At 36.3% G+C, this 21,949-nt stretch carries 31 protein-coding genes; 4 read left to right on the forward strand and 27 right to left on the reverse strand.

Annotation, left to right across the window (positions count from 1 at the left end; translation table 11 throughout):
* Nucleotides 1-9: 9 nt before the first annotated feature.
* The 7 genes from DZC72_RS06460 to DZC72_RS06490 all read right to left on the reverse strand — a co-directional run bounded on the left by DZC72_RS06460 (nucleotide 10) and on the right by DZC72_RS06490 (nucleotide 4,446).
* Nucleotides 10-477 (reverse strand): hemerythrin domain-containing protein, encoded by a 468-nt coding sequence (locus tag DZC72_RS06460; RefSeq protein WP_125222033.1) that lies wholly within the window; start codon nucleotides 475-477, stop codon nucleotides 10-12.
* Nucleotides 478-619: 142 nt separating this feature from the next.
* Nucleotides 620-1,222 (reverse strand): YkgJ family cysteine cluster protein, encoded by a 603-nt coding sequence (locus tag DZC72_RS06465; RefSeq protein ID WP_125222034.1) that lies wholly within the window; start codon nucleotides 1,220-1,222, stop codon nucleotides 620-622.
* A 90-nt stretch (nucleotides 1,223-1,312) separates the two neighbouring features.
* On the reverse strand, nucleotides 1,313-1,669 hold the full coding sequence (locus DZC72_RS06470) for a bleomycin resistance protein (RefSeq protein ID WP_125222035.1): 357 nt from the start codon (nucleotides 1,667-1,669) through the stop codon (nucleotides 1,313-1,315).
* A 45-nt stretch (nucleotides 1,670-1,714) separates the two neighbouring features.
* Nucleotides 1,715-2,230 (reverse strand): GNAT family N-acetyltransferase, encoded by a 516-nt coding sequence (locus tag DZC72_RS06475; RefSeq protein ID WP_243641661.1) that lies wholly within the window; start codon nucleotides 2,228-2,230, stop codon nucleotides 1,715-1,717.
* Nucleotides 2,231-2,237: 7 nt separating this feature from the next.
* A complete protein-coding gene (locus DZC72_RS06480) occupies nucleotides 2,238-2,888 on the reverse strand; it encodes a 3-keto-disaccharide hydrolase (RefSeq protein WP_125222036.1) in 651 nt (216 codons plus the stop codon).
* Nucleotides 2,889-2,999: 111 nt separating this feature from the next.
* Nucleotides 3,000-3,566, reverse strand: coding sequence for a cupin domain-containing protein (locus tag DZC72_RS06485; protein ID WP_125222037.1), 567 nt, complete (start codon nucleotides 3,564-3,566; stop codon nucleotides 3,000-3,002).
* Between the two features lie 502 nt (nucleotides 3,567-4,068).
* Entirely contained in the window at nucleotides 4,069-4,446 is a 378-nt protein-coding gene (locus tag DZC72_RS06490; protein WP_125222038.1) for a transposase, read from the reverse strand.
* Nucleotides 4,447-4,499: 53 nt separating this feature from the next.
* Between DZC72_RS06490 and DZC72_RS06495 the strand changes: the two genes are divergently transcribed.
* The gene (locus DZC72_RS06495) at nucleotides 4,500-4,730 is read left to right on the forward strand and encodes a hypothetical protein (RefSeq protein ID WP_165869235.1); all 231 of its coding nucleotides are present in this window, start codon (nucleotides 4,500-4,502) and stop codon (nucleotides 4,728-4,730) included.
* A gap of 74 nt (nucleotides 4,731-4,804) precedes the next feature.
* On the opposite strand, the gene DZC72_RS06500 is transcribed toward DZC72_RS06495, so the two are convergent.
* The 5 genes from DZC72_RS06500 to DZC72_RS06520 all read right to left on the reverse strand — a co-directional run bounded on the left by DZC72_RS06500 (nucleotide 4,805) and on the right by DZC72_RS06520 (nucleotide 10,411).
* Complete coding sequence (locus DZC72_RS06500; RefSeq protein ID WP_125222040.1) at nucleotides 4,805-5,371, reverse strand: class I SAM-dependent methyltransferase; 567 nt, start codon at nucleotides 5,369-5,371, stop codon at nucleotides 4,805-4,807.
* A gap of 178 nt (nucleotides 5,372-5,549) precedes the next feature.
* Complete coding sequence (locus tag DZC72_RS06505; RefSeq protein WP_125222041.1) at nucleotides 5,550-6,413, reverse strand: toxin-antitoxin system YwqK family antitoxin; 864 nt, start codon at nucleotides 6,411-6,413, stop codon at nucleotides 5,550-5,552.
* Between the two features lie 140 nt (nucleotides 6,414-6,553).
* Nucleotides 6,554-8,044, reverse strand: a complete 1,491-nt coding sequence (locus tag DZC72_RS06510) for an amidohydrolase family protein (protein ID WP_125222042.1) — start codon at nucleotides 8,042-8,044, stop codon at nucleotides 6,554-6,556.
* A 164-nt stretch (nucleotides 8,045-8,208) separates the two neighbouring features.
* Nucleotides 8,209-8,571 carry a hypothetical protein gene (locus DZC72_RS06515; protein ID WP_125222043.1) on the reverse strand — a complete coding sequence of 121 codons (363 nt, stop codon included), beginning with the start codon at nucleotides 8,569-8,571 and terminating at the stop codon, nucleotides 8,209-8,211.
* Nucleotides 8,572-8,761: 190 nt separating this feature from the next.
* Nucleotides 8,762-10,411 carry a CocE/NonD family hydrolase gene (locus DZC72_RS06520; RefSeq protein WP_243641662.1) on the reverse strand — a complete coding sequence of 550 codons (1,650 nt, stop codon included), beginning with the start codon at nucleotides 10,409-10,411 and terminating at the stop codon, nucleotides 8,762-8,764.
* A gap of 166 nt (nucleotides 10,412-10,577) precedes the next feature.
* Here DZC72_RS06520 and DZC72_RS06525 point away from each other — a divergent pair, with 166 nt between their 5' ends.
* Nucleotides 10,578-10,763 (forward strand): hypothetical protein, encoded by a 186-nt coding sequence (locus tag DZC72_RS06525; protein WP_125222045.1) that lies wholly within the window; start codon nucleotides 10,578-10,580, stop codon nucleotides 10,761-10,763.
* 209 nt (nucleotides 10,764-10,972) lie between these two features.
* Here the strand turns inward: DZC72_RS06525 and DZC72_RS06530 are convergent, their stop codons facing one another.
* Both DZC72_RS06530 and DZC72_RS06535 read right to left on the reverse strand, forming a co-directional pair.
* Nucleotides 10,973-11,401: a nuclear transport factor 2 family protein gene (locus DZC72_RS06530; RefSeq protein ID WP_243641663.1), complete on the reverse strand. Its 429-nt coding sequence runs from the start codon at nucleotides 11,399-11,401 to the stop codon at nucleotides 10,973-10,975.
* Nucleotides 11,402-11,536: 135 nt separating this feature from the next.
* Complete coding sequence (locus DZC72_RS06535; RefSeq protein ID WP_125222046.1) at nucleotides 11,537-12,433, reverse strand: CPBP family intramembrane glutamic endopeptidase; 897 nt, start codon at nucleotides 12,431-12,433, stop codon at nucleotides 11,537-11,539.
* A gap of 101 nt (nucleotides 12,434-12,534) precedes the next feature.
* On the opposite strand from DZC72_RS06535, the gene DZC72_RS17715 reads away from it, so the two are divergent.
* A complete protein-coding gene (locus DZC72_RS17715; RefSeq protein ID WP_165869281.1) occupies nucleotides 12,535-12,699 on the forward strand; it encodes a hypothetical protein in 165 nt (54 codons plus the stop codon).
* 200 nt (nucleotides 12,700-12,899) lie between these two features.
* Here DZC72_RS17715 and DZC72_RS06540 read toward each other — a convergent pair whose 3' ends face one another.
* The 11 genes from DZC72_RS06540 to DZC72_RS06585 all read right to left on the reverse strand — a co-directional run bounded on the left by DZC72_RS06540 (nucleotide 12,900) and on the right by DZC72_RS06585 (nucleotide 19,917).
* Complete coding sequence (locus tag DZC72_RS06540; protein ID WP_165869236.1) at nucleotides 12,900-13,613, reverse strand: DUF6090 family protein; 714 nt, start codon at nucleotides 13,611-13,613, stop codon at nucleotides 12,900-12,902.
* A 53-nt stretch (nucleotides 13,614-13,666) separates the two neighbouring features.
* Nucleotides 13,667-13,831 (reverse strand): hypothetical protein, encoded by a 165-nt coding sequence (locus DZC72_RS17720; protein ID WP_165869282.1) that lies wholly within the window; start codon nucleotides 13,829-13,831, stop codon nucleotides 13,667-13,669.
* 370 nt (nucleotides 13,832-14,201) lie between these two features.
* On the reverse strand, nucleotides 14,202-14,768 hold the full coding sequence (locus DZC72_RS06545; protein WP_125222048.1) for a pyridoxamine 5'-phosphate oxidase family protein: 567 nt from the start codon (nucleotides 14,766-14,768) through the stop codon (nucleotides 14,202-14,204).
* Between the two features lie 13 nt (nucleotides 14,769-14,781).
* Nucleotides 14,782-15,255: a Dps family protein gene (locus DZC72_RS06550; RefSeq protein ID WP_125222049.1), complete on the reverse strand. Its 474-nt coding sequence runs from the start codon at nucleotides 15,253-15,255 to the stop codon at nucleotides 14,782-14,784.
* 198 nt (nucleotides 15,256-15,453) lie between these two features.
* On the reverse strand, nucleotides 15,454-15,735 hold the full coding sequence (locus tag DZC72_RS06555) for a hypothetical protein (protein ID WP_125222050.1): 282 nt from the start codon (nucleotides 15,733-15,735) through the stop codon (nucleotides 15,454-15,456).
* Between the two features lie 104 nt (nucleotides 15,736-15,839).
* Nucleotides 15,840-16,259, reverse strand: coding sequence for an OsmC family protein (locus tag DZC72_RS06560; RefSeq protein ID WP_125222051.1), 420 nt, complete (start codon nucleotides 16,257-16,259; stop codon nucleotides 15,840-15,842).
* Between the two features lie 21 nt (nucleotides 16,260-16,280).
* Nucleotides 16,281-17,270, reverse strand: a complete 990-nt coding sequence (gene gap / locus DZC72_RS06565; RefSeq protein ID WP_125222052.1) for a type I glyceraldehyde-3-phosphate dehydrogenase — start codon at nucleotides 17,268-17,270, stop codon at nucleotides 16,281-16,283.
* A gap of 12 nt (nucleotides 17,271-17,282) precedes the next feature.
* Nucleotides 17,283-18,263 carry an alpha/beta fold hydrolase gene (locus tag DZC72_RS06570; protein WP_125222053.1) on the reverse strand — a complete coding sequence of 327 codons (981 nt, stop codon included), beginning with the start codon at nucleotides 18,261-18,263 and terminating at the stop codon, nucleotides 17,283-17,285.
* 16 nt (nucleotides 18,264-18,279) lie between these two features.
* The gene (locus DZC72_RS06575) at nucleotides 18,280-18,690 is read right to left on the reverse strand and encodes a nuclear transport factor 2 family protein (RefSeq protein WP_207891713.1); all 411 of its coding nucleotides are present in this window, start codon (nucleotides 18,688-18,690) and stop codon (nucleotides 18,280-18,282) included.
* A 55-nt stretch (nucleotides 18,691-18,745) separates the two neighbouring features.
* The gene (locus DZC72_RS06580; RefSeq protein ID WP_125222055.1) at nucleotides 18,746-19,285 is read right to left on the reverse strand and encodes a carboxymuconolactone decarboxylase family protein; all 540 of its coding nucleotides are present in this window, start codon (nucleotides 19,283-19,285) and stop codon (nucleotides 18,746-18,748) included.
* A 68-nt stretch (nucleotides 19,286-19,353) separates the two neighbouring features.
* Nucleotides 19,354-19,917 carry a TetR/AcrR family transcriptional regulator gene (locus tag DZC72_RS06585; protein WP_125222056.1) on the reverse strand — a complete coding sequence of 188 codons (564 nt, stop codon included), beginning with the start codon at nucleotides 19,915-19,917 and terminating at the stop codon, nucleotides 19,354-19,356.
* Nucleotides 19,918-20,107: 190 nt separating this feature from the next.
* On the opposite strand from DZC72_RS06585, the gene DZC72_RS17725 reads away from it, so the two are divergent.
* Complete coding sequence (locus DZC72_RS17725) at nucleotides 20,108-20,272, forward strand: hypothetical protein (protein ID WP_165869283.1); 165 nt, start codon at nucleotides 20,108-20,110, stop codon at nucleotides 20,270-20,272.
* A gap of 199 nt (nucleotides 20,273-20,471) precedes the next feature.
* Here DZC72_RS17725 and DZC72_RS06590 read toward each other — a convergent pair whose 3' ends face one another.
* Together DZC72_RS06590 and DZC72_RS06595 are read right to left on the reverse strand one after the other, a co-directional pair.
* Nucleotides 20,472-21,548 carry a serine hydrolase domain-containing protein gene (locus DZC72_RS06590; protein ID WP_125222057.1) on the reverse strand — a complete coding sequence of 359 codons (1,077 nt, stop codon included), beginning with the start codon at nucleotides 21,546-21,548 and terminating at the stop codon, nucleotides 20,472-20,474.
* Nucleotides 21,545-21,727, reverse strand: a complete 183-nt coding sequence (locus DZC72_RS06595; RefSeq protein WP_125222058.1) for a hypothetical protein — start codon at nucleotides 21,725-21,727, stop codon at nucleotides 21,545-21,547. The genes DZC72_RS06590 and DZC72_RS06595 overlap by 4 nt, the downstream gene beginning before the upstream one ends.
* Nucleotides 21,728-21,949 lie beyond the last annotated feature (222 nt).

The raw sequence follows: 21,949 nt of genomic DNA on the forward strand, positions 1-21,949 counted from the left end.
AGCAACTATCTATTCTTTACCTGGAATAGCTTCTGGCCATCCCTTCCTATATTCTGAAACCGTTTCCCCATAGCTTTTGGCTAGGGATTCCGCTTCTTCACTGGAATAGATTTTCTTTGCTTTTATAAAGAAGTCCTCTTCCTCATCCTTTAAATGGTGTTCCACTTTTTCGGCAAGTTTTTGCATAGTGGCCAGCCAATGGGGTGAACTCATATCGGTATCGTCCAGTTCTTCTATGAGTTCGTCCATTTCATGGTGTTCTGCCATGCCGTGTCTGGCATCTTCCTGCATCTTATCGGAATCTATCAAAGGGGAATAAAAAAATCGTTCTTCCGCAACTTCATGTACTTCCAATTCCTTCTTCAATTCCTCCCAGATATTTCTTCTTTCCTCAGAATCTCCTGAAGTTTTGAGTATTTTGGAGCATAATTCCCGTTGGATATCATGATCATCCTTGATGGCTTTATAAATGTTCATTTTTAAATCTTTTTGGGGACTCTAACTTGGCCAGCTTATTAAAAAAAGCAGCAATTAGCATCCGGATTAATAGTGAAACAAGGTAAGCCATGGGCACTACTATGCTTGCCTCCATTAAATCAAAGATTAGTTCTAATGCGTTTTAAACGCACTCCTTGTCCGAAAGTGGCAAGGGTCTATAGGCATAGTATTGCAACACTTCTTCCAGGGCCAATCGTAATGCCTGGTTCACGGGCACAATGATATTTCCCATACGAAAATCAATCTGGTTGAGCTGCATGTAATATTCCGTGAAAATGGGTACGGAAAGGCCTTGATTTATTTTGTCCGAAGCCGAAGCAAAATTTACCGCTTGACCTTCCTTAATGACCTTACAAGTTGTCAATCTAAGCTTGCCATATTTGTCCGTGTTGGCCGCATAACCAAACAACAGGCATATAAGCCCTCGATACTTATAGGTCTTGCAATGACCTTGATCTACAATGGTAAGTGGCTGGTAGTTTATACAGGTAGCGGTTTGAATCTCCCTAAGAACCTGTAACATTTTTTCGGCCTCGCCATTTAAAAACAAGTGAAAGGCCCATGGTAAAAACTCCAATGGGGACGCTTCTATATCTGGATGGGTACAGCACCTTCCACAGCCGGAAAGACAACTTAAACCTGTATTATTTTGAAAAGCTGCGGTTTCCTTTTCCAGTTGATGGAACAACTGTTCTATCAACGTTACTTTTTGCGGTAAGGTCATTGATTTTTCGCGCGAAGGTAGATTTAAAATCGATCCGTTTGGATTTTTTATTTTTATTTTAAAATACTGATAAACAATAATTTAAAACAATCAAAGGTTTTGCCCAAAAGTCAACAAGTTGTTGTCAGGATCAAGGAGGGAGAATTCCTTTTGCCCCCAAGCTTTTACCGTCAATTTCCCATTGGGGTGTATGGCCACATTTTGCTCTAGAAGTGATGTATAAAAATGGTCAATATCATTACAGCGAATATAGACCTGGCCGTAATTTTCTTTAGGGTCCAAACCTTTAAAAAGGAAGAAATGGATTTGGATATTGTCCTTTTGAAGCATTAAGTAATCCGGATAATCTACAGCGCCTATATTGAGGAAGCCCAACGCATCCATATAATAGTTCATGGTTTTGTTCTTATCGCGCATTGGTAATTTGGGATGGATTTCGGTCAACATATTTTTAAATATAAGTTACGCAACAGTAGCAATGTATACTTTTTTCTAAGTAATATTCTTCTCAAGAACATAATCGTCCATAACATATCCATTTCCAATATCCTGCACGATGGATTCAACATTGGCAAACCCCATTTTTTCATAAGCCGATATGGATTTTGAATTATACTTGTTAACGGTGAGCCTTATTTTAGGCAGATGGAGTTCCTTAGCTTTATTTTCAATGAAGGAAAGGGCCAATGTACCCAACCCACTTCCCCGCATGTTTTTAAGCACATAGAACTTGCTCAAAAAAAGATAATTATTGTGAAGGCTAAAGGCAAAATAACCGGCATGACCAACATCGGTTTTTATGAAATAATACTGATACCCATCCTTAATTTGATTACTGATGGCCGTTTCCGACTGATATTTCTCCAACATATAATCTACCTGTAACGCACCAATAATGGGCGTGTAATGGTCGGTCCAGATGGTTTGAGCCAAATGGGCGACTGTTGCTATGTGCGCTGTTGTGGTTACGGCGATGATAGAGGCCAAAGCGAACTGGAATTTGGTCAATTTTATTTTAAGGCAAGGGTTTTACCATGATGTCCTTAAAAAACACGATGCTGTTGGGGTCATGGGCCTGTAGTGCAAAAGTCCCTCCCTTCAATAGGCGCATGGAGCCTTCATTTCTTTTGGGCTGGGAAGGTTCTGTATAGTCCACAACAACGATGTCATTAATTTTCACAATGACCCTATTACCTTCTAGCTTTATGTACTCGGTATACCATTCGTCGTCATGTACATAGTTTTCCTTTACATCCACGATGTCATAGAGACTTCCGGTACGTTTCCAATCGGTGTGGGAGTTGTTCACCTGAACTTCGTAGCCTTGTGAGGGCCAACCTTCTTCTTGATATTTCGAGTGGATGTAAATTCCGGAATTTGCCCCAGGTTTGGTCATAACGGTAGCCTTGAACTCAAAATTTTGGAACTGATGGTCTTCTACTTCACCGTTGTAAAAAAGATGCCCTACATCTCCTTGAACCTTAATGGCACCGTCCACAATGGAAAAACTGGAGGCATTTTCCCCAACTTTCCAACCATCCAGATTTTCTCCGTTAAATAAGGAAATCCATCCATCGTTTTTGGAATTGTCTTTTTGCTGTGCAGAAGCTGAACCGACTAAAAAGAGTTTGGCGATAAACAGACATAGGATAAGTCTAGGTTTCATTCTCAATTACTATTTTGGTTGATATTACAATGTATTGAAAAAAATTAAGACCATCTACTCTTTCATGATTTTGAAAATCAAATACAAAAAGTGGTTTTAGAACAATAATAATTACTCCAGAAGCAAAGGAGGACCAACTACTCTCATCTCATTATCTTCAAAAATGCCCTCAATTTCTTTTAGAGTCGGTTCATGATTCAATCCTGCCATGGTCACAAAAAAATCCTCAAGTTTTCCTGCGGGTTGCAAAATGACCGTCATTTTTCCTGTTTTGGATTTTTGAGTCCAAGCATGGGGAACATTTCTGGGTAAAAATATACTATCGCCTACGGCCATTTGATATTTTTTATCATCCACCTGAAAATAATATGCACCTTCCAATATGTAAAATATTTCATCTTGTGAAGTATGCACGTGAAGTGGGGTGCCTCTTCCTTGGGACAGAGATGTCTGCTCAAAAACGGCCAGCTCGCCGTTCGTGTCTTTGCCTGATATTTTAACATCCAAAATATTGGAATTCACCCCCTTTAGTTTTAGATGCCCGTGAATTCGACCTTCCCCTGCATTGACTTTAAATCCCTTATCCTTTCTTTTAGTAGTTTTTTGGGTAGTTATAGATGCAAAAATGGGAATGGTGGTCAAAGCTATAAGCGCTGTATAAAACCTTTTTCTTTTCATAGTATGAAGTATTAATTTGACCTTAAGGTGATAGTCTGGAAAGTACTGCGGTAAAATCCAATGTACGCATTTAAAGTATAGGTAATACGAACAACCAAAAATAAATAAACCCTTAATGGTGAGATGGATTGACTCTTTAAATGGTTGGATTTAAGGTTGTATAGTCAAAATTAAAATCACCTATTGCAAAGTGATATTTGCTACCGTTTTTAATAAAGCCGAATCTTAGAAAAATACACTGTAAAGCACCAATAAGACAACAACAATAAAAATAGAAGTAAAAATCTGCAAATTGTACTTTGCTGGCCAGTTAGGCAAAAAATATCAAAATCGTCTTTGTTGGAATCCGATTTTTTTCGGGCAATCAATGTTAATGGATAAGACATTCTAAAAATAATAAGGGTAATACCTTCTGCTACATTCAAAGCGATTCCAATCCAAGTGTAGTGATTAATTCTATGGGTAACCCATCGCTGCCGCAAGAATCCTTTCGTGTGGCTATTTACCTCCATAATTGATGATGGTTAACGATAGAGGAATTTTTAGCTGCATTTTTAAAATGCCCCAACATGAATTCCTTTCTGTTTTTCCTTCGGTTTTCTTTAATCGCCTTTACGATTTGGTTACTGGTATATCTCTTCAAGTCGCCCAATACCTGCTCGGGCCTTTCAGGACAAATACATCTAAAGACTAAATTGATATGGTTTGTCATAATACACCAAGCCATGATTTCCTTTCCTTTCTTGTTTTGGCAGTTGGAAAGACTCTCGATAAGGATATCCTTATATTCGTTACGTGAGAAAACATCAAGCCATTTCGCTACTGCAAAACTTACAAAATACAGACCTTCATGATTGTGAAATTTATAATTTCCGCTCACTTTGCAAAGCTATGCCAAGCTATTTTGAGAAACGGAAGTCCTTATTTAATCAAATGATGTGCCACACGAAAGGATTCTTGCCGCAGTTTTGGATGCACCTTTCGGCCATTGCCCATAATTTGAAGAAGTACCTGAAATTCGATCAAAAACGGGTAGAAAGCGGAGTGGGAACACTTGCTTTTGCAACACTTGCCAAAAGCGCACATGAGGTACTGTTAGGACCTTTCGAAAAGCGTTCAAAATTGGCTTTCCCTTTCCGGACGGACCTAAAAAAAGCCCTGTAAAGAGGCTTGTACGGATCCATTTATTCAGGAATCAATGTCTTATGTAACGGTTACCGTTAATGTACTTAGTATTTTTATTTTTCAACCACTACCATTCGGTAATCCGTTTTTAATTTATGTCCGTTTTCCTTGTCTTCAAAAATATACTCAAATTTTTTATCACTTAATCTGTTCAGCTGTTTTTCAAAGTCAATTGTTTCATTAAGAATCTCAATTTTTTTTCCGGTGTCTTGAACACAAAAAACAACCAAACAACCTTTTTTAATATTCAATAATATTTTTTTAATAAAATCGATTTCTTTCTTTCGGTCATTCTTTGCGAAATGAAACATACTGTCAAGCAATTTAAAATCAAACTCTCCAAAACTGTCAAATTCAAAAATGTCAGTTACTTTTCCAATAAACTTTAGACTTTCATTTTCTGCAATTCGGTTCATTTGTTCAATTCCGACTTTTGAGTTGTCAATTCCGGTCACATTATATCCAAGCCGCGCTAATGGAATGGCATCTCTTCCTTGTCCACAACCTAAATCCAAAATTTTTCCTCTTTCTGAGTAGTCGGAGAAAAATTCAATTAGTTCTGGATATGGGTTTCCAAACAAGTTTTCAGTCTCATAATATTTGTCGTAAGCTACTTTCATTTCAGTTTTTCCACATTAAGCACAAGGCCACAGGCGTATTTGACCGGTCTGGAATATGAAAAGTAGTCGATTTTGAAACACGAAACTTTCGGTTAATTACAAAGTTCGATACGAACCTAAAGTCATGAATTTATTGCTATTTCGCCTATTTTTTATATACATTGTACTAAGCAGTTATTTAAGATATTCTTTCTCCGTTTGAGTATTCTTGTGTACTTTCTAAATTCCCATTCTCATCATAAAGAAATCGTTCACCCTCAAGTTCTCCATTTTTATAATTCTCTTTAATAGATTTAGTTCCATTCATGTTGTACCATATTCGTTCCCCGTTTTCTTTACCATTTACAACTGTTCCTTCTCTCATTTTATTTCCGTTTGGATAGAAAACTGTTTCTTTTCCATTTGGATTATCTCCTAGGTATTCTGTTTCGCTATAAATTCCGCCATCAACTACTTTCCCCTTAAAGTCCCATAATTCGTAGACAAGCCCTTCAATTTTTCCATTTTTGTAGAACTTCTTTCTCTTTAGTTTTCCATTTTCTAAGTATTTTACACTTTCTCCAACTTGAAGCCCATTTATAAACTTTTCTTTAAGTTTCAACTGTCCATTCTCATACCATTCATATTGTTCTCCACTTAAATTTCCGTTGACATAATTCTTTTCTTTCTTTTTCTGCCCATTGCCAAACCATTCTTCCCACTTATCATTGAGTTGGTCATTTTTCCATTCCTGTCGAATTTTAGAGCCATCATTATAGAACATCTCAGAAACACCTTCCCGTAAACCTTCTTTATAGCTTTCTATTAGATAGATTTTACTTTCATAATTTGGATAGTGAAGAAAAGGCTTTTTCATTCTGCCAATCACACTGCCATTTAGTTTTTCACCCTTATAGTTTTCTTCTAAAGTGTAGTTATCAAAAATCTGTATTTTTTTATTAATTCCATCTTTTTGATAAATGCTGAATGAGGAAGTTTCTTCTTTCACTGTCCAACCCTCAAGATTTAGTTCTTCTATTTCTGATATGTATGTTGGTTTCATTTAATTGCTTAGAATACAGCGCTATGTACGACAGCTGCGAAAGCAGTGTGCGCGTTGGGGCGTTGGCGGCTATTTTTTGGAAATATAGTGAAAACCATTAATGATGATACGGTTATCTGTCCGTTGTTGGCATGTCGTTGTTATTTTACCGATAAATTTTCTCTAACTATTACTTCACCTCCTAGAACTATTTTTTCAATAGTATTGTAGGCCTCTATTTCTTTAAGAGGATTCTTTGTCATCAATATTAAATTTGCTTTTTTTCCAACTTTTATTGAACCAACATCAGAGTCCAATTTAAATGCCTTTGCGTTGTTAATTGTCGCTGAAGCTAAAATTTGATTTAACGGAACATTAGCTTCATTCATTAATTTTAATTCCCAAAATCCATTATGACCGGGTTGATTTCCATATGTTGGTGCCGAAGGAGTGTCCGTACCAAATAAAATTAACCCTCCATTATTCGACAGGTATTTTAAGACAAGTTTTGCATGCTCTTGAATATTGCCATAAATGCTATGGACTTCCTCAGCAGTATAGTCCGCAAAAAGCTCATTGGCAAACCATTGTCCTTCCTCTGTCCCATACCACTCCATCAATTTTTTTGGGACAATTTTGCTTAATTCAGGATTGCTTAGAAAACTATTGTCTGCTAAAGCTTCTTCTCCAGCTAAAACCGTCAAAGTAGGAGTATAACCAATCTGTTTTTTAATTTGCAAGTCTAGGACGCTCCTTATCTCTTTTGGCAAAGAATCATTTGGTAAATCTTTGTATTTTCCCCAGTTCCATAAACCATGGGCGATAACATCCACTCCAATATCGGCCAGGAATGAATGCGCTTCCAGTGAATTACCATGAACAGTAAGAACAAGTCCGTTTGATTGGGCTTCATTTAACAGGTCAGTCATAATACTTTTTGTGGGTACGGGCAATTTTGGCATCCCTCTAAAACCAGATTCATAATATGCTTTGACGGCAATGGCTCCAGAATTTTTTATCCGACTTACAACAGCTTTTGGGGTGTGATCTACTGGGTCGAATCGATCAGGGATATTGTCGGCCTCACTTTCCAGATATATGAAATTTGGAGTTCCCTCGAATCGGAATTGTTCAGGAGCAAAATTCATAGGATAGCCATTTGCGACTGATGCTCCTGACCTTCCAGTATGAAATAAATCTGGTTTAATGGGGTGCCTATTAAAAGAAGCAATCTGTTCTTCTGATATGCCTCCCAGGTTGATCAAAGTTGTAAAGCCATAGTACAAATAGCTTCGAGGCATCTGATTATTAAATTCTTCCGTCAATTCAGGGTATTTTTCCATATGATAAGGAAGCATTCCTTGTACTTCTGTGATATGAACATGGCTATCAATTAGTCCCGGAATTACAAATTTCCCGGTTCCATCAATTTCTTCAAATTTCCCGTTAACACTTGGCTCACTTTTATCAATGTAAACGATTTTATCTTTTTCTATTACCAGATGGCCTATATATGGGCTGTAGTTTCCATCTTCAGAAGATATAATGGTTATATTCGATATGTAAACACCTTGCTTAAGGTTCAATCGATCCTGTTTGTCTTTACAAGAAATTAATTGTAAAATAAGTGTTAGTAAAATGATTTTTTTCATTCTTAAAGTCTTAATGCATGCAAACGATTTAGCTAAGGTTCGTTTCTGTGATTCGTCCGAAGGACAATCCAGCCGAATCCAAAGATAGCTTTTAGCCCGTGATTTCCGTTTGGGAAATCCGCAAGCAATGAAATATAGGTTTTGTTAGCAACAGTTTTATTAATTCAATTCCTTTGGAATATCATAATGTCATTTGATTCAGCAGGAAAGAATCCTCCAATTTCAAATTTATTTTTGTCAAAAATCCGGTATGAAACTATTTGATATGACTCAACATCACATTCATTACAATCCAATATCAATTCATTTTTGTTTAACTGCTTAATTGTGAATGTAGTGTTTGTTTTAACATCGGAAATTACCCGTCGTAATTGAGTTTTAGAAATGAATTCGAGTTGAACTCTTTCATTGATAGGAGATACTTCTGTGAAAGATCCGATTAAGATTTCATACTCTTCTTCAGATTCAGACTTTGTACATGAGTTAAGTCCAATTATTAGTGCGAGTATCAAATATATCTTCTTCATATGGTAAATTCCTATAAAGATGCCAGTAGTATAAAAAGGGTGCTTTCAATATTATTGCCAACGCCGGGCTATGTGAAGCCAGGTTCTGGATTTTGAATATATCGAATTTATTCGGGTAATTTCAAATTACAGTTGGAAGGTGGACAGGTTCCATATTTCCATTGTTGGTAGCTGGTGTTTATCAGTCCGCTTAATTTTTCCATATCGGAATTTCGATATAACTTTCATTATGCCATTTAATTTGTAATGGTTCATCCGCATCTTTTATAGATTCATCAGAAACAGGTTTTCCTGAACCATAGTTGATTATCTCAAACGGATGTTTGTTGATGTTGAGCAAAATTACTAGTCGGCTACCCTTACTTATTTTTCTGCTTACAAATCTAGTATTGACAAATGGAATACTCTCTTCTTTATCGGGTTGCAATAGCTGTCGTTTGGAATTGTTTTGAGCATAGCTAGCCCTACCAACATATCGGGTAAGGAAAAAATATTTTCCGTTTGGCATCTGCTCATACAATGCTAATGAAACATCCATATCTTTTTTGTTGATGGTTGCAAACAGCTCTCCAGTAAATGACCCGTTTATAGAAAAATCTTTTTCAAAAGGTTTCGATGTGAAGACTGAACCATTGCTTTGGTCTAATGTATCAAAAACAATTTCAGGGGTGTAATAATTGTTTTGACTTTCTCTGTCTTTAAAATTAACTGATTGCTCTTCAAACCTTCTCTTTTTCGGTTTATGAATTGTAAGTGTTTTATTGTCTAAATACAATCTAATCGTGTCGTTATTCATTGTTTGCAAAGAAGGGGAATGTCGCCACTCATTTGTTCCCATTACCTGATAGTTTACTTTGTCCTTCAGCAATTCAGGCTTGGGTTTACCTTTTAATATGTAGTCGAGCCAGTCATAAGCCAACTGCCGCATACTCATGTTTGCAACACTGTCAATATCATAAGCCATTAGGTTTTTTGCTGCTTTGGCTTGTCCGCCCCAATGGTCATAAGGTCCAATTACGAAATAGTGGTTTGCGTTTTTATTGTATTTATTATGCAATTTGAAATATTGTATCGCTCCGATTTGAGATCCGTCATAATAGCCTGTGGTCGTCAAGACAGGAATATCGATTTTTGCATACTCTTCTGGAGTCGGAACCAATGATTGCCAATACTTATCGTAACTGGGATGTTGCAGCCAATTTTGAAATATCTTGTTTTTATATCCCGCCAAACTATCGAGATTTTTCCAAGCTATACCATTGGTAAACCATTCAAAAGGCAAACTTCTTCTAATAGGTTCTTCTTTATAAATATTGTCATTAGACCAATATAAACCCAAATACATTTGGACGTTATTTTCCATAGGAGTGTCATAACCAGGCATAACTGCTACTTGTGGAACAATGGTTTTAAGTGCAGGATGAATATTTTTTACCGTTGCCCATTGCGAAAATCCTGTGTAACTGCCACCATACATCCCAACATTTCCATTGCACCAGTCTTGTTTACTTATCCAATCAATAATATCGTAAATGTCCGTTTGTTCATTTTCGTAAGGGGAGTAATGGTTTATATCTGTTCTAATTCCCCGAGCGTAGGCTACAATTCCAACATAATCTCTGTCAGCTGATAGTTTTGCGAAAAAGCTATCTCCCTCTCCCTGATAGTATGTTGTGTAAAAAAGAACAGCCGGTAATGGTTGGGTATGGGTTTGTTTTCGGACTATGGTTGCCGAAATGTCAATTCCACTTTTTGTTGGTATTAGTATGCTATCTTGAATGTTGTAGAAACTGTCGGACAATTTGGTTTCTTGGGCATAGGAAGAAACTACGTTTGTCAATAGAAGACAAAAGGTTGCAAAAATGCATATCACTTTATTTGTTCGTTTTTTTATTGTAGTAGTAGGGTTTCTCATCACTTGCCACCAACGCAGGGCTATGTGAAGCCACGTTCTGGATTTTGAATATAGCGAATTTATTCGCGTTATTTTAAAATACAGTTGGAACATGAACAGGTTGCATATAGCCATTGATATGTACTTTTTTCCTCGATGGCACCTAAAGGTGATAGGTTGGCCAGTCCCTTATCCTACGGATTATGCAAACTGGCATGGCCCTGCGATGATGTACAAATCCCAAGGGGCGGGAATTGGAGCCTTTGGCGACAATGTAGCGACTTGGGTTCACCTTTAGGTGACCGAGCGTAGCGACCGATGAATACCTTTGAAAAACAATAAAAATTAGATGAATAATTGTACATCATCGGCTTCGGCTATGATTTGTGGCAGCGTTGGAAATCGTTAGATTTCCAGCTGTTGCAAATCCAGCCGTTGATGGTTTCTAAGTTTGAAGTTAAAGAATTACAGCTATAAATTATAGCCATTGTTAGGCACTGTTATTTATTAGTCTCCTCTACCTAAATACGCTCGGATTGATTTTATTTTTCCGTTAGAATTAATTGTGATAACATCAACTACATAAAGTTCCTCCGTAGAGTCAACTGTTATTTTCAGTTCAGCTGCAACTGTGTCTTTGTTTTCATATGTAGAAAGCACTTCGATTTCTATAGAATTTGCATTCTCAAAATTTTTCCTTGTTTCATTTATTGCATTATCCTTTCCCTCAACGCGAATTTTCCAGTCTCGCAACACAATATCCTCGGAAAACATTTCTTCGATACTATTTAAGTCCTTTTCCTCATATTTTTTTAGATACAAAAGACATATTTCTTTATTGGTTTTTTCAGTAAAAGTTTTACTTCTTTTTTCCATCGGTTGAAATTCATTGGTAATTAGAAATATTGCTGATATTAAAACTGTTTTTATATACATTCGATTTTTTTTAATTGTGCCTAGCGGTCTCGTATAACTGTCAGTTACGGGTTAATATGCGTTAATATTTGGTTTGGAACTGATGTAAGCAATTCCGAGTGGATTCGGACGTAGTCGAATCCGCCGTAATTGCGGTTATACATTGTTGTGGTGTCGTTTCTCTTTTTTCCACCAAAAGTAAACAACAATACTAAATATTAAAGCCATTAATACCCAAGGTAATTGTAGACATACAAGAGAAAAATTCTCCAATTCAACATTTGATTGAAAAATCCCTGATGGGATTGCCTGATTCTCTTGTTCAGGTCTCAAGTCAAAAATACTAATCGTGATGAAATTAGCTCCTGTATGAATTCCTAATGCAGCACCCAATCTGTTTGTTTTGAAATATATTATACTAAAAAATATAGTGTGTAAAACCGGAATTAGAATAGTATATAAAAGTAATTCACCTTCAACTTGATTAGAATAACTTTTAAGACCAACGAAAAACATCATTATAATAATTGCTGCATTGGCCCCAAAACTTTTTTCAAATGATTTTAAAGGGTAACCTCTTGTAAATAGTTCTGTTCCTAAATCTGCAATAAAAATGAATAAGAGTCCATAAAGAATATTATATAGAGAAACATTTTGCCTTAACTCCCAAGAAAAACCTGTGATGTAAGATTGTAATATAGAAACGATTGCCCATAAAACGATTCCAATTAGTAATCCGTAATAGAATTCTAAACGATTCTTGGATTTTAATGAAATACCTAAATCGTAAAGCGTAATCTTATCTGTTTTACAAAACCATTTTGTAATTAGCCAACTAGACAGTGTAAACAGTGTAAACAGGATTAACATTGTTAAATTATGGGGCAGCTGAAACGGTATGTAAAAAGCTATTAATCCCTTTCGAAGAAGAAAATCGAGTATAGTCAAGATTATCAAGAATAAAATAGCTTTTAAAAATGGTTTCATAAGTATTATTGAATTTGTAAATGGCTTTTTTTTTATGCACCACAACGCAGGGCTATGTGAAGCCACGTTACGGATTTTAAATTTACGCAACTTGTTGGGATAAATTTAAAATACGTGTTGAACGTGGACAGGTTGCATATAGCCGTTGATATGTACTTTTTTCCTCGATGGCACCTAAAGGTGATAGGTTGGTTGGTCCCTTATCCTACGGATTATGCAAACTGGCATGGCCCGGAGCCTGTGCAGAGTTTACCGAAGTAATGATGTACAAATCCCAAGGGGCGGGAATTGGAGCCTTTGGCGAGAATGTAGCGACTTGGGTTCACCTTTAGGTGACCGAGCGAAGCGACCGATGAATACCTTTGAAAAACAATAAAAATTAGATGAATAATTGTACATCATCGGTCTCGGCTATGAGTAGTTGCGTGGTTTAGCACTTAACTTTGCAAGTACACACCAGGCTGAAAATCCGCTAGGATTTTCAGAAGTAGGCGAGAACAAGCAATTACTTATAGCCAATGTTGTGCTTTCGTTATTTATTTTGTAACTCAATTGTAATCTTATCTATCAGTTCAAGAATACTATTTTCAACTCTTTTTCCACGGGATTGAATTGTGCTATTTTCGAAAGCAATAGCATTTAGTAACTTAATGAATTTTGAATCTTTTTTTAATTTTTGATAATCCTCCTTACTAATGTCAAAATAAAATCCATAGTAAGCTGAGGGGTTATTTATATCATAATTCATTGAAAAGTATTCTAATAGTTGTGTTTCGCTATGTAAGGCGTGAAATCTTCCGCGTTCATCCTCATAAGTTTTATAATAAGGGTATAATATATCATATTGATATGAAATAGAATTTCTCAGACTGTCATTTTTGATTATTCCCACACTTCGAGATTGCAATAAATTATATCCACTATTTATGGGGTTAAAATGTGGTGTAACTCTTAGAATAGCTGAACTTACCGATAAAGAATCGGTTGGTTCGTCAAGAGTAAGTAAATGATTTTTAACACTTAAACAGGCCTTATTAATGTCAACCATTAACTCTAAATCTTCTCTAATTTCTGTTAGGTCTGTTTGGAGGTTATTTCGAATTTCTTTTAGAATTTTGACTTCAAAATCATTTGCTTTCCTTTGCTCATTCAGGTTGTTCACCTGAAGTGCAATTAAAATTCCAATAACCACAAGAACAATTTCTCCAATTGCATATTTCAAATACTTTCCAGTTTTATTTTCCATAAGCAAGTTTTGGCGAATTTTTCTAAAGAATTTTATCATCGGTTATTGGTTGGTCATAATGAAGCACAACGCCGCGCTATGTGAAGTCCGGCGAATTTTATGGAAATATAGTGAAAACCATCAACGATGGTTCGGTTATCTGGCAGGTTTTTGGTATTGTGAACCGTATCATCGTTCATCGATAAGGCTACGTAGTGGCCGTCTATCGTGGTTTTCACGGTATTGGGAATAAAATTTGTCGACCAGATTACATATAGCGTCCTGATATGTCGAGTAGATAAGCCGTAGCGGCGGTCTTTGCAAAGAGGTCCCTTATCCTACGGCCAATGTAATCTGGCATAGCGCGGCGATGATGTCGACTGGCTTTTGGTGCGGTAATTGCGCTAGCAATGCGACAAAAGTACGCCGCAGGCGTATTCGACATCATCGTTATTGTATAAGATTAGTGGCGTGTTTAAGCACCTAATTTAGCAAATAAAACTGAATAGGAAATCCGCGAGGATTTTGGTAAGTAAGCGAGAACTAGCCATTAATTTTATACGGTGTTAGCAACTGGCTTTTTTCTCCATAATAAGTTGTTATGGCAAACTATTCATTTTTTAATTTATCTATATACGGTTTTATTTCCTCTAAAGTATATCGTTGCTGGATATGCTGTGGGCAATTTATATCCCAAGCTGTTATTTTTATTTTAATGATTCGTTCTATAGGGACGTCATAGTCTTTATCTATAAACTGTTCCATAAGATTTGATTCATTTGTGATGATGGAAGCTTCTCCCCAAATTTTTATTCTTTTCCTATTTGGGTAATCTATTAAAAAGAGGTGTACTTTATTATTTTCATCAAAATTACCTACTGAAATATATTGCCTATTTCCTGAAAAGTCTGCAAAGGCCAAATGTTGGTCATCCATCACTTTTAAAAAGCCTTTAGGACCACCTCTATGTTGTATGTAAGGTTGCCCATCTGCATTTGCCGAAGCCATATAAAAAGAATCTCTTTCACTAATAAAAAAACGGAGTTGTTCAGTGATTTTAGTTTGCCAATCCCTTTTTTCTGCCATATTTTGATAGGCTACTCTTGAGCCCATTTCTTCTTGTCTATTTTTTACTGACGGAGTGAATGCAATATCACTTATATATCTTGAATCCATACGTGTGTGTTTTTTAATTTATATAGGCAGAATACATCCAAACTGATTTTTCCTGCTCTCTAATATAATCGCTCATTAAAGCATTTGTTCCTTCATCATTTGAATCTGATGCAAGGTCTAATAATTCCCTTTCGAGCGGTAGTAGTGTTTCATATCCTTTCAATATTAATTGAATAGCATCTTCTCCGTTGCTTATGTCTTTTGCTTCTTGGATTGATGCTGAATTCAGATAATCAGAATAGTTATGCAATGGTGTGTAGCCCAATGTCAATATTCGCTCTGCTATCTCATCAATTTTTATTAAGGAGTCATTATATAACTCTTCAAATTTCAAGTGCAGCTCAAAAAAATTATTGCCTTTGATATTCCAATGAAAACCTCGTGTATTCATGTAGAATATTTGATAGTTCGCAAGTAGAACATTTAATCTTTCCGCAAGTACTTTAGACTCTTTAACATTGAGTCCGATTCTGTTTAAATTCTTCATTTTTCAATTATTTAAGTTAATAAGTTTTTTAAATACCCCTTTGGTATACCTAACATACTTCTTGTTTTCTAAATCATATCCAACCCATTGGTAAGTATTGCCAAACGGACAACTTGGTGCATCCTCATACTCTTTACCCGACCGTAGCTCATACCGCTTTGGATCTTTAGAAAAGACTTGCATGTCTATCCTTTTCATTTAAGTTTGTTTATATGCGACTTTACATTTGTTGCAGACCAACTCATGATTTTTGGGGCGAAGTACGATTTCTGTTAGGTTTTTGTTGACATAATCCTGTATCCAACCAATATTAGAGTCCTTTGTATTTAGGCTTGGGGCGTTCACCTTTATAGCTTCAAAGAATTGTCCCCCATATTCTTGCCTTCCCCAACAATTGGGACAGAAACCTTCTGGTGACTGGGATGGGGTAAGATGTTTATCTGATTCTAAAAACTTTAAGAGCTTATCTATTAGGTTCATTATGTTATTTTTTAGTATTAAAAATATTTATTCTTCCTCTCTGGATTGTATTTACAGGATATGCACACAGAAATTTCCTATCCTCACATGCTGCTTGGTGCTGCTTACACAGCAGAGGTTTTGATTTTGATTTCGTTGAGCAGGGTCTTATTTACTGGGCATTTATCTGCAATTTCCATAAGCCTTGCTCGCTGTTTGTCATCAAGTTTGCCTGTTAATTTAACTTCCTTCTCAATTAGATGGACGTAACCTTCAGTTGATTTACAATCTTCACAATCATTATGGTGTAACCGTTCTTGCGATAACTTTACTTCAACACCTTCCAAGTCCCAATTTTTCCTGTCCGCATACATACGGATTGTCATAGCTACACAACCACCTAAAGCCATTAGCAATAAACTGTAAGGGTCGGTGCCTTGATCTGTGCCAAAAGGAGCTGGTTCATCTCCAATTACTTGATGCGTTCCATCAGAAAAGATGGTTTTATAATTAGACCGGTCGATTTTTGCAGTTACGTGTTTCATTGTTTATTTTTTTTAGTTGGATTATACATTTTCTAATATTTGTCTAATCATTTGATTAGCAAAGCCCCATTCATTGTCATACCACGCCAATACTTTTACCAAATCTCCATCCACAACCTTTGTCATTTCTAAATCAATAACTGCGGCGTGTGGGTCTTTAACTATGTCACTTGAAACAATAGGGTCATTAGTCACTCTTATTACATTTTTATAGCGAGCAGTTGAAGCCTCTTCTGTAAATATTTGATTGAGTTCTTCTTTAGAGGTCTTTCTAGTTGTTACTAGTGTAATATCTGAAACCGACCCAATTGCTACTGGAACTCTAATTGCCATACCGTCAAATTTACCTGCATACTCTGGTAACGACTTAGTGGTTGCTGTGGCTGCACCTGTTGAGGTGGGAATTAAATTATTCATTCCAGACCTTCCCATTCTTGTTTTTTTAGAGGGTGCATCTACTGTGCTATTAGAAGATGTGTTTGCGTGTACTGTGGTCATTATCGCTTTTGCGATACCTATTCTTCTGCCCAAAATCTCAATAACAGGACTTATATTGTTTGTGGTACAGCTTGCACAAGAAAATATTGTGTTCTTTCCATCTTTAGTATTTACACCGTGTATAACCGTTGGAACGCCGCCACTTGCGGTAGGTCCCGAAATTACAACGACTTTAGCTCCTGCATCTACGTGTTTTTGAGCGTCTTCTTCTTTAGTAAAAAAGCCTGTACTTTCTATTACGACATCTACATCAAGTTCTTTCCAAGGAAGGTCTTCTGGATTTCTTTGAGAATAGAAAGGAATTTTTTTTCCGTTTACTAGTAAACTATCATTCTCTACATTTACGTCTTTTTCAAAAATTCCGTGAACACTATCATATTTTAGGAGGTAGGCAATGTTCTCGATGGAAGCAATATCATTAACTGCTACCAAGTCTAATGCTGGATTATCTAAAATTATTTTCAAAGAGGCTCTTCCTATGCGCCCCATTCCGTTTATGGCTATTTTTTTCATTTTTGTTCTATTCTATTGGTTAATTGTTTTCATAAATGCCCTCATTTTTGAAATGATTTCGGCGCCATCTTCCTCTAGTGCAAAGTGTCCTGTGTTAAAGATGTTGTAATCAATATTTTTTACGTCCTTTTTAAATGCCGCAGCACCACTCTCAGGAAAAAACTCATCATTTTTACCCCAAACCACTAAAAGCGGTGGTTGATTATCTCTTAAATATTGTTGCCACGTCGGGTATAGTGTTAAATTATTCTGGTAATCATACAATAAATCTAAAGCGGCATTATGAGCATTAGGTCGTGATAATCTTAAATAGTCAAGTTGCCAGTTATCTGGATTCACATTTTCAATATTTCTAGTCCCGTGTGTATATTGCCACTTTAATCCCTCTAATGAGAATGCAGGTAGTATAGCTTTTTCAGTCTCGAGAGTTCTATTTGCCCATAGTACTCTTATATCTTTCCAAGCTTTTCCAAGCCCTTCTTCATACGCATTTCCATTTTGATTAATGATTGCCGTAATGCGTTCTGGGTGGGCAGTTGCAATCCTAAAACCTACAGGAGCGCCAAAGTCTTGAATCATTAAGGCATAAGAGTTAAGTGCTTTCTTTTCAAGAAAGGCGTCTATGGTCTTTGCTAAATTGTCAAAGGTGTATTGATACTCATCTGGAGAAGGGAAATCACTATTCCCGAATCCTGGGTAATCTGGTGCTATGAGATAAAATTCATCAGATAACTCGTTTAAAACCTTGCGATATTGTTGTGAAGATGAAGGAAAACCGTGTAGTAAAACGATAGTTGGGTTATCTGGGTTTCCAGCTTCTCGATAAGCGATATTCACTCCATTAATATCGATGCTTTTAAATTTAGTAGTCTGCTCTTTTAATGCAGTCTGTGTTGTCGTTACGGTAGTGGTATCGCTTTTTTCTTCTACGTTCTGTTGACACGCTACGATGAATAGGACCAGCAGTAATTTAAGTGTTATAAATTTTTTCATTGTGTTTGTTTTAAGGCTATAGTTTCCTATCAGTTTCTTTTATTTGTAGATCATTAATGCTCGCATAACGTTTTTGCATCAAACCGTTTTCATCAAACTCCCAATTCTCATTGCCGTAAGCACGGAACCACTGACCATCTTTGTTTCTGTACTCGTACTCAAACCTTACAGCAATTCTATTGTCAAGAAAAGCCCATAGTTCTTTTTTGAGTTTATATTCTAATTCATTTTGCCATTTGTCTTTTAGAAATTCTTGTACTTCTTGACGCCCATTAATAAATTGATTTCTATTGCGCCATTCCGTATCGATGGAATAAGCCATTGAAATTTTTACCGGGTCTTTACTGTTCCAAGCGTCTTCTGCCAGTTGTACCTTCTGTTTTGCTGTTTCAGTATTAAATGGCGGTAAAGGATGTTTTGTTTCCATAATTTTAAAGTTTATTAGGACAATGCGTATTCTTGCATTGTCCTTTAGATGAGTTTTATATTTTAGCTACTACAGGAAAATCTATTACTGTGTTGGCTGTATTATTAAAATAGTTAGTAAATACGTTTAAGGCTACGTGAGCTATAATTTCTCCAATTTCTCCTTCTGTGTAACCTGCATCTTTTACCATTTGTACATCTTCATCAGATACTCTTCCTCCTGTAGTTACCAGTTTTTTTGCAAACACCAAACCTGTTTGGACCTTCTCATTAGAACTCTCAGCTGTTCTTGCCGATTGTAAAGAAGTTGAATCTATTTTTACTAAATTTTCTCCAATAAAAGTGTGTGCAGATAGGCAATAATCACAATTATTCTCTTGCGATACTGTTAGGGCTATTAATTCGCCCATTTTTGCACCAATACTTGCTTTAGCTAATGCACCACTTAAGTTTAAGTAACCTTCTAATACAGCAGGTGAATTACCCATAGTTCTCATCATATTTGGCACCATACCCAACTTTGATTGAACTCCGTTAAATAATTCTTTTGATTTACCAGTTGTTGTTTCTGGATTTAAAGCTTGTAATCGTTTCATTTTTTTAATTTTAATGTTAATAATTTATATTTACCGAACGTTCGGTATATTTTTGACGTAAAAAAAAGTTATTCCTTACTATATCGATTTTTAATTATGCGTAATGTGTTTTCAAAAATACTCAAATCTTTAAGTCCTTCAGAGACGATTAGACTTCCTTGAATATCAATCAAATTTTGTACGGCATTGCTTTTTGCCTCTTCTTTAGATTGTCCAAAAGCTAATCCAAGTTCCATGAAATGATGAATCCATTGTTCCATACCATTTTTAATGCGACTTCCAAATAATTCAAGACCTACTTTCATAGATAATGTTCTAAAAATACAGGATTCTTCACCGTCATTATATAACTCTTTAATATTATTTATACTTTGGTTTAATCTTTGATCAGGAGTGAGCGTGTTGTTTATTAAGGCTCCGAATATTTTTATTTCTACCCATTCATCTATATAGTTGAATACAGCTTCTGCCATTTGTTTTTTGCCCTCTGGAAATCTGTGATACAAACTAGCTTTTTTTAACCCTGTAGCATCAGCTATTTCATTAAGGCTTGCACCTTCAAATCCTTTTGCTCTGAACACTTTGGTCAAAGCAGAATAAATATCGTTATCTAAAACTTTTTGTGGTCTCATAGGGCAAATATACGAATAAAAAATTAATTACCAAACGTTCGGTAAATTTTATTTCAGCTTGTTGCTAACGCAGGGCTATGTGAAGCCACGTTACGGGTTTTAAATTTACGCAATTGGTTGGGATAAATTTAAAATACGTGTTGAACGTGGACAGGTTGCATATAGCCGTTGATATGTACAGTTATCCTCGATGGCACCTAAAGGTGATAGGTTGGCTGGTCCCTTATCCTACGGATTATGCAAACTGGCATGGCCCGGAGCCTGTGCAGAGTTTACCGAAGTAATGATGTACAAATCCCAAGGGGCGGGAATTGGAGCCTTTGGCGAGAATGTAGCGACTTGGGTTCACCTTTAGGTGACCGAGCGAAGCGACCGATGAATACCCTTGAAAAACAATAAAAATTAGATGAATAATTGTACATCATTGGTCTCGGCTATGAGTAGTTGGGTGGTTTAGCACTTAATTTTGCAAGTACACACCAACCTGAAAATCCGCGAGGATTTTCAGAAGTGGGCGAGAACAAGCAATTACTTATAGCCATTGTTGTGTGCAGTTATTTTATTTCTTTTTTAATGTTTAAAGCCAACTCTTCAAGTCTATCATCTATTCCTTTAGATAAAACTGTGCCTTCAAAACTGGCATTCGATAATACAGCAATTCCAATGTTAGATTCTGGGAAAATCATAAGCCAATTCTGCATTCCCCAAATTCCACCGTGATGACGATAACATATTTCGTTTTCAAATTCAATAATATTCCAATGATATCCGATATCAAAATCGTATTGAGTCTTGAAAAAGTTTTTATGGGATTCTTGAACTTCTGGTATTGATTCGTTCAAATGGTATTTAATATATTTCATTAAATCCTTTGTGTTTGAATGAATCCCAGCAATTCCGCCCCAAAGGTTGTTTTGAAAATGCTCTTGTGGTTCCTTCTCTCCATTGTAGCCTTGTATCAACAAAATTTTGTCGTTTGCATTGAGGACAAATTTGGTGTTTGTCATTTCGTTTGGTTCTAAAATATGTTCCTCAATCAGTTTTTGATATGGAACTCCGTAAGTTTTTTCAAGGATATATGCAGTTATTTCAGGTGCAGTGTTTGAGTAATGGAATTCCGTTCCGGGTTTAGAGCTTATTTCTACCTGATGCAATCCATTCCAAAATGCTTTCTTGTTTTCATCATCAGGTGGAAAATTTGGAAAACCGCCTGTATGAGTTATGATATCTTTAATTGTTATTTTTTCTCCTTCGTATTCAAAATTGGGATATTCCTGTGGCAAATAGTTACGAATATCATCGTCAAGCGATATTTTACCATCAAGAACCGCCTTTGCAACCATTGTTCCGGTAAAGGTCTTGGTTACAGAGGCCAGTTCATAAAGCGTAGAGTCGGTTGGTGGGTTTTTCTTGTTTGGATTTTGTTCGCCAAAATGAAATGTAGTTTCTTTTCCGTTATTGTAGAGTGCAATTGAAACGGAATAAATTCTGTCATCATCTAAAAACTCGGTAGCAAAATGTTCGACAATTTCCTCTGGGCTTTTATTCTCTATTGATTTATTTCGATTGCAACTGACTATTAAAAAAGTTACAAATCCAAAAAGTATTGTTTTCTGAATGTTTCTTATCAATGTTTATCGATTTTTGGTAATTGCAAACAACGCCGCGCTATGTGAAGTCCGGCGAATTTTATGGAAATATAGTGAAAATCATCAACGATGGTTCGGTTATCTGACCGGTTTCGGATATTGCTAACCGAATCATCGTTCATCGATAAGGCTACGTAGTGGCCGTCTATCGTGGTTTTCACGGTATTGGGAATATAATTTGTCGACCAGATTACATATAGCGTCCTGATATGTCGAGTAGATAAGCCGTAGCGGCGGTCTTTGCAAAGAGGTCCCTTATCCTAGGGCCATTGCAATCTGACATAGCCCTGCGATGATGTCGACTGGCTTTTGGTGCGGCAATTGCGCTAGCAATGCAACAAAAGTACGCCGCAGGCGTATTCGACATCATCGGTTTGTATAAA

This window comes from Maribacter algicola (assembly GCF_003933245.1).
Lineage (GTDB): Bacteria > Bacteroidota > Bacteroidia > Flavobacteriales > Flavobacteriaceae > Maribacter > Maribacter algicola.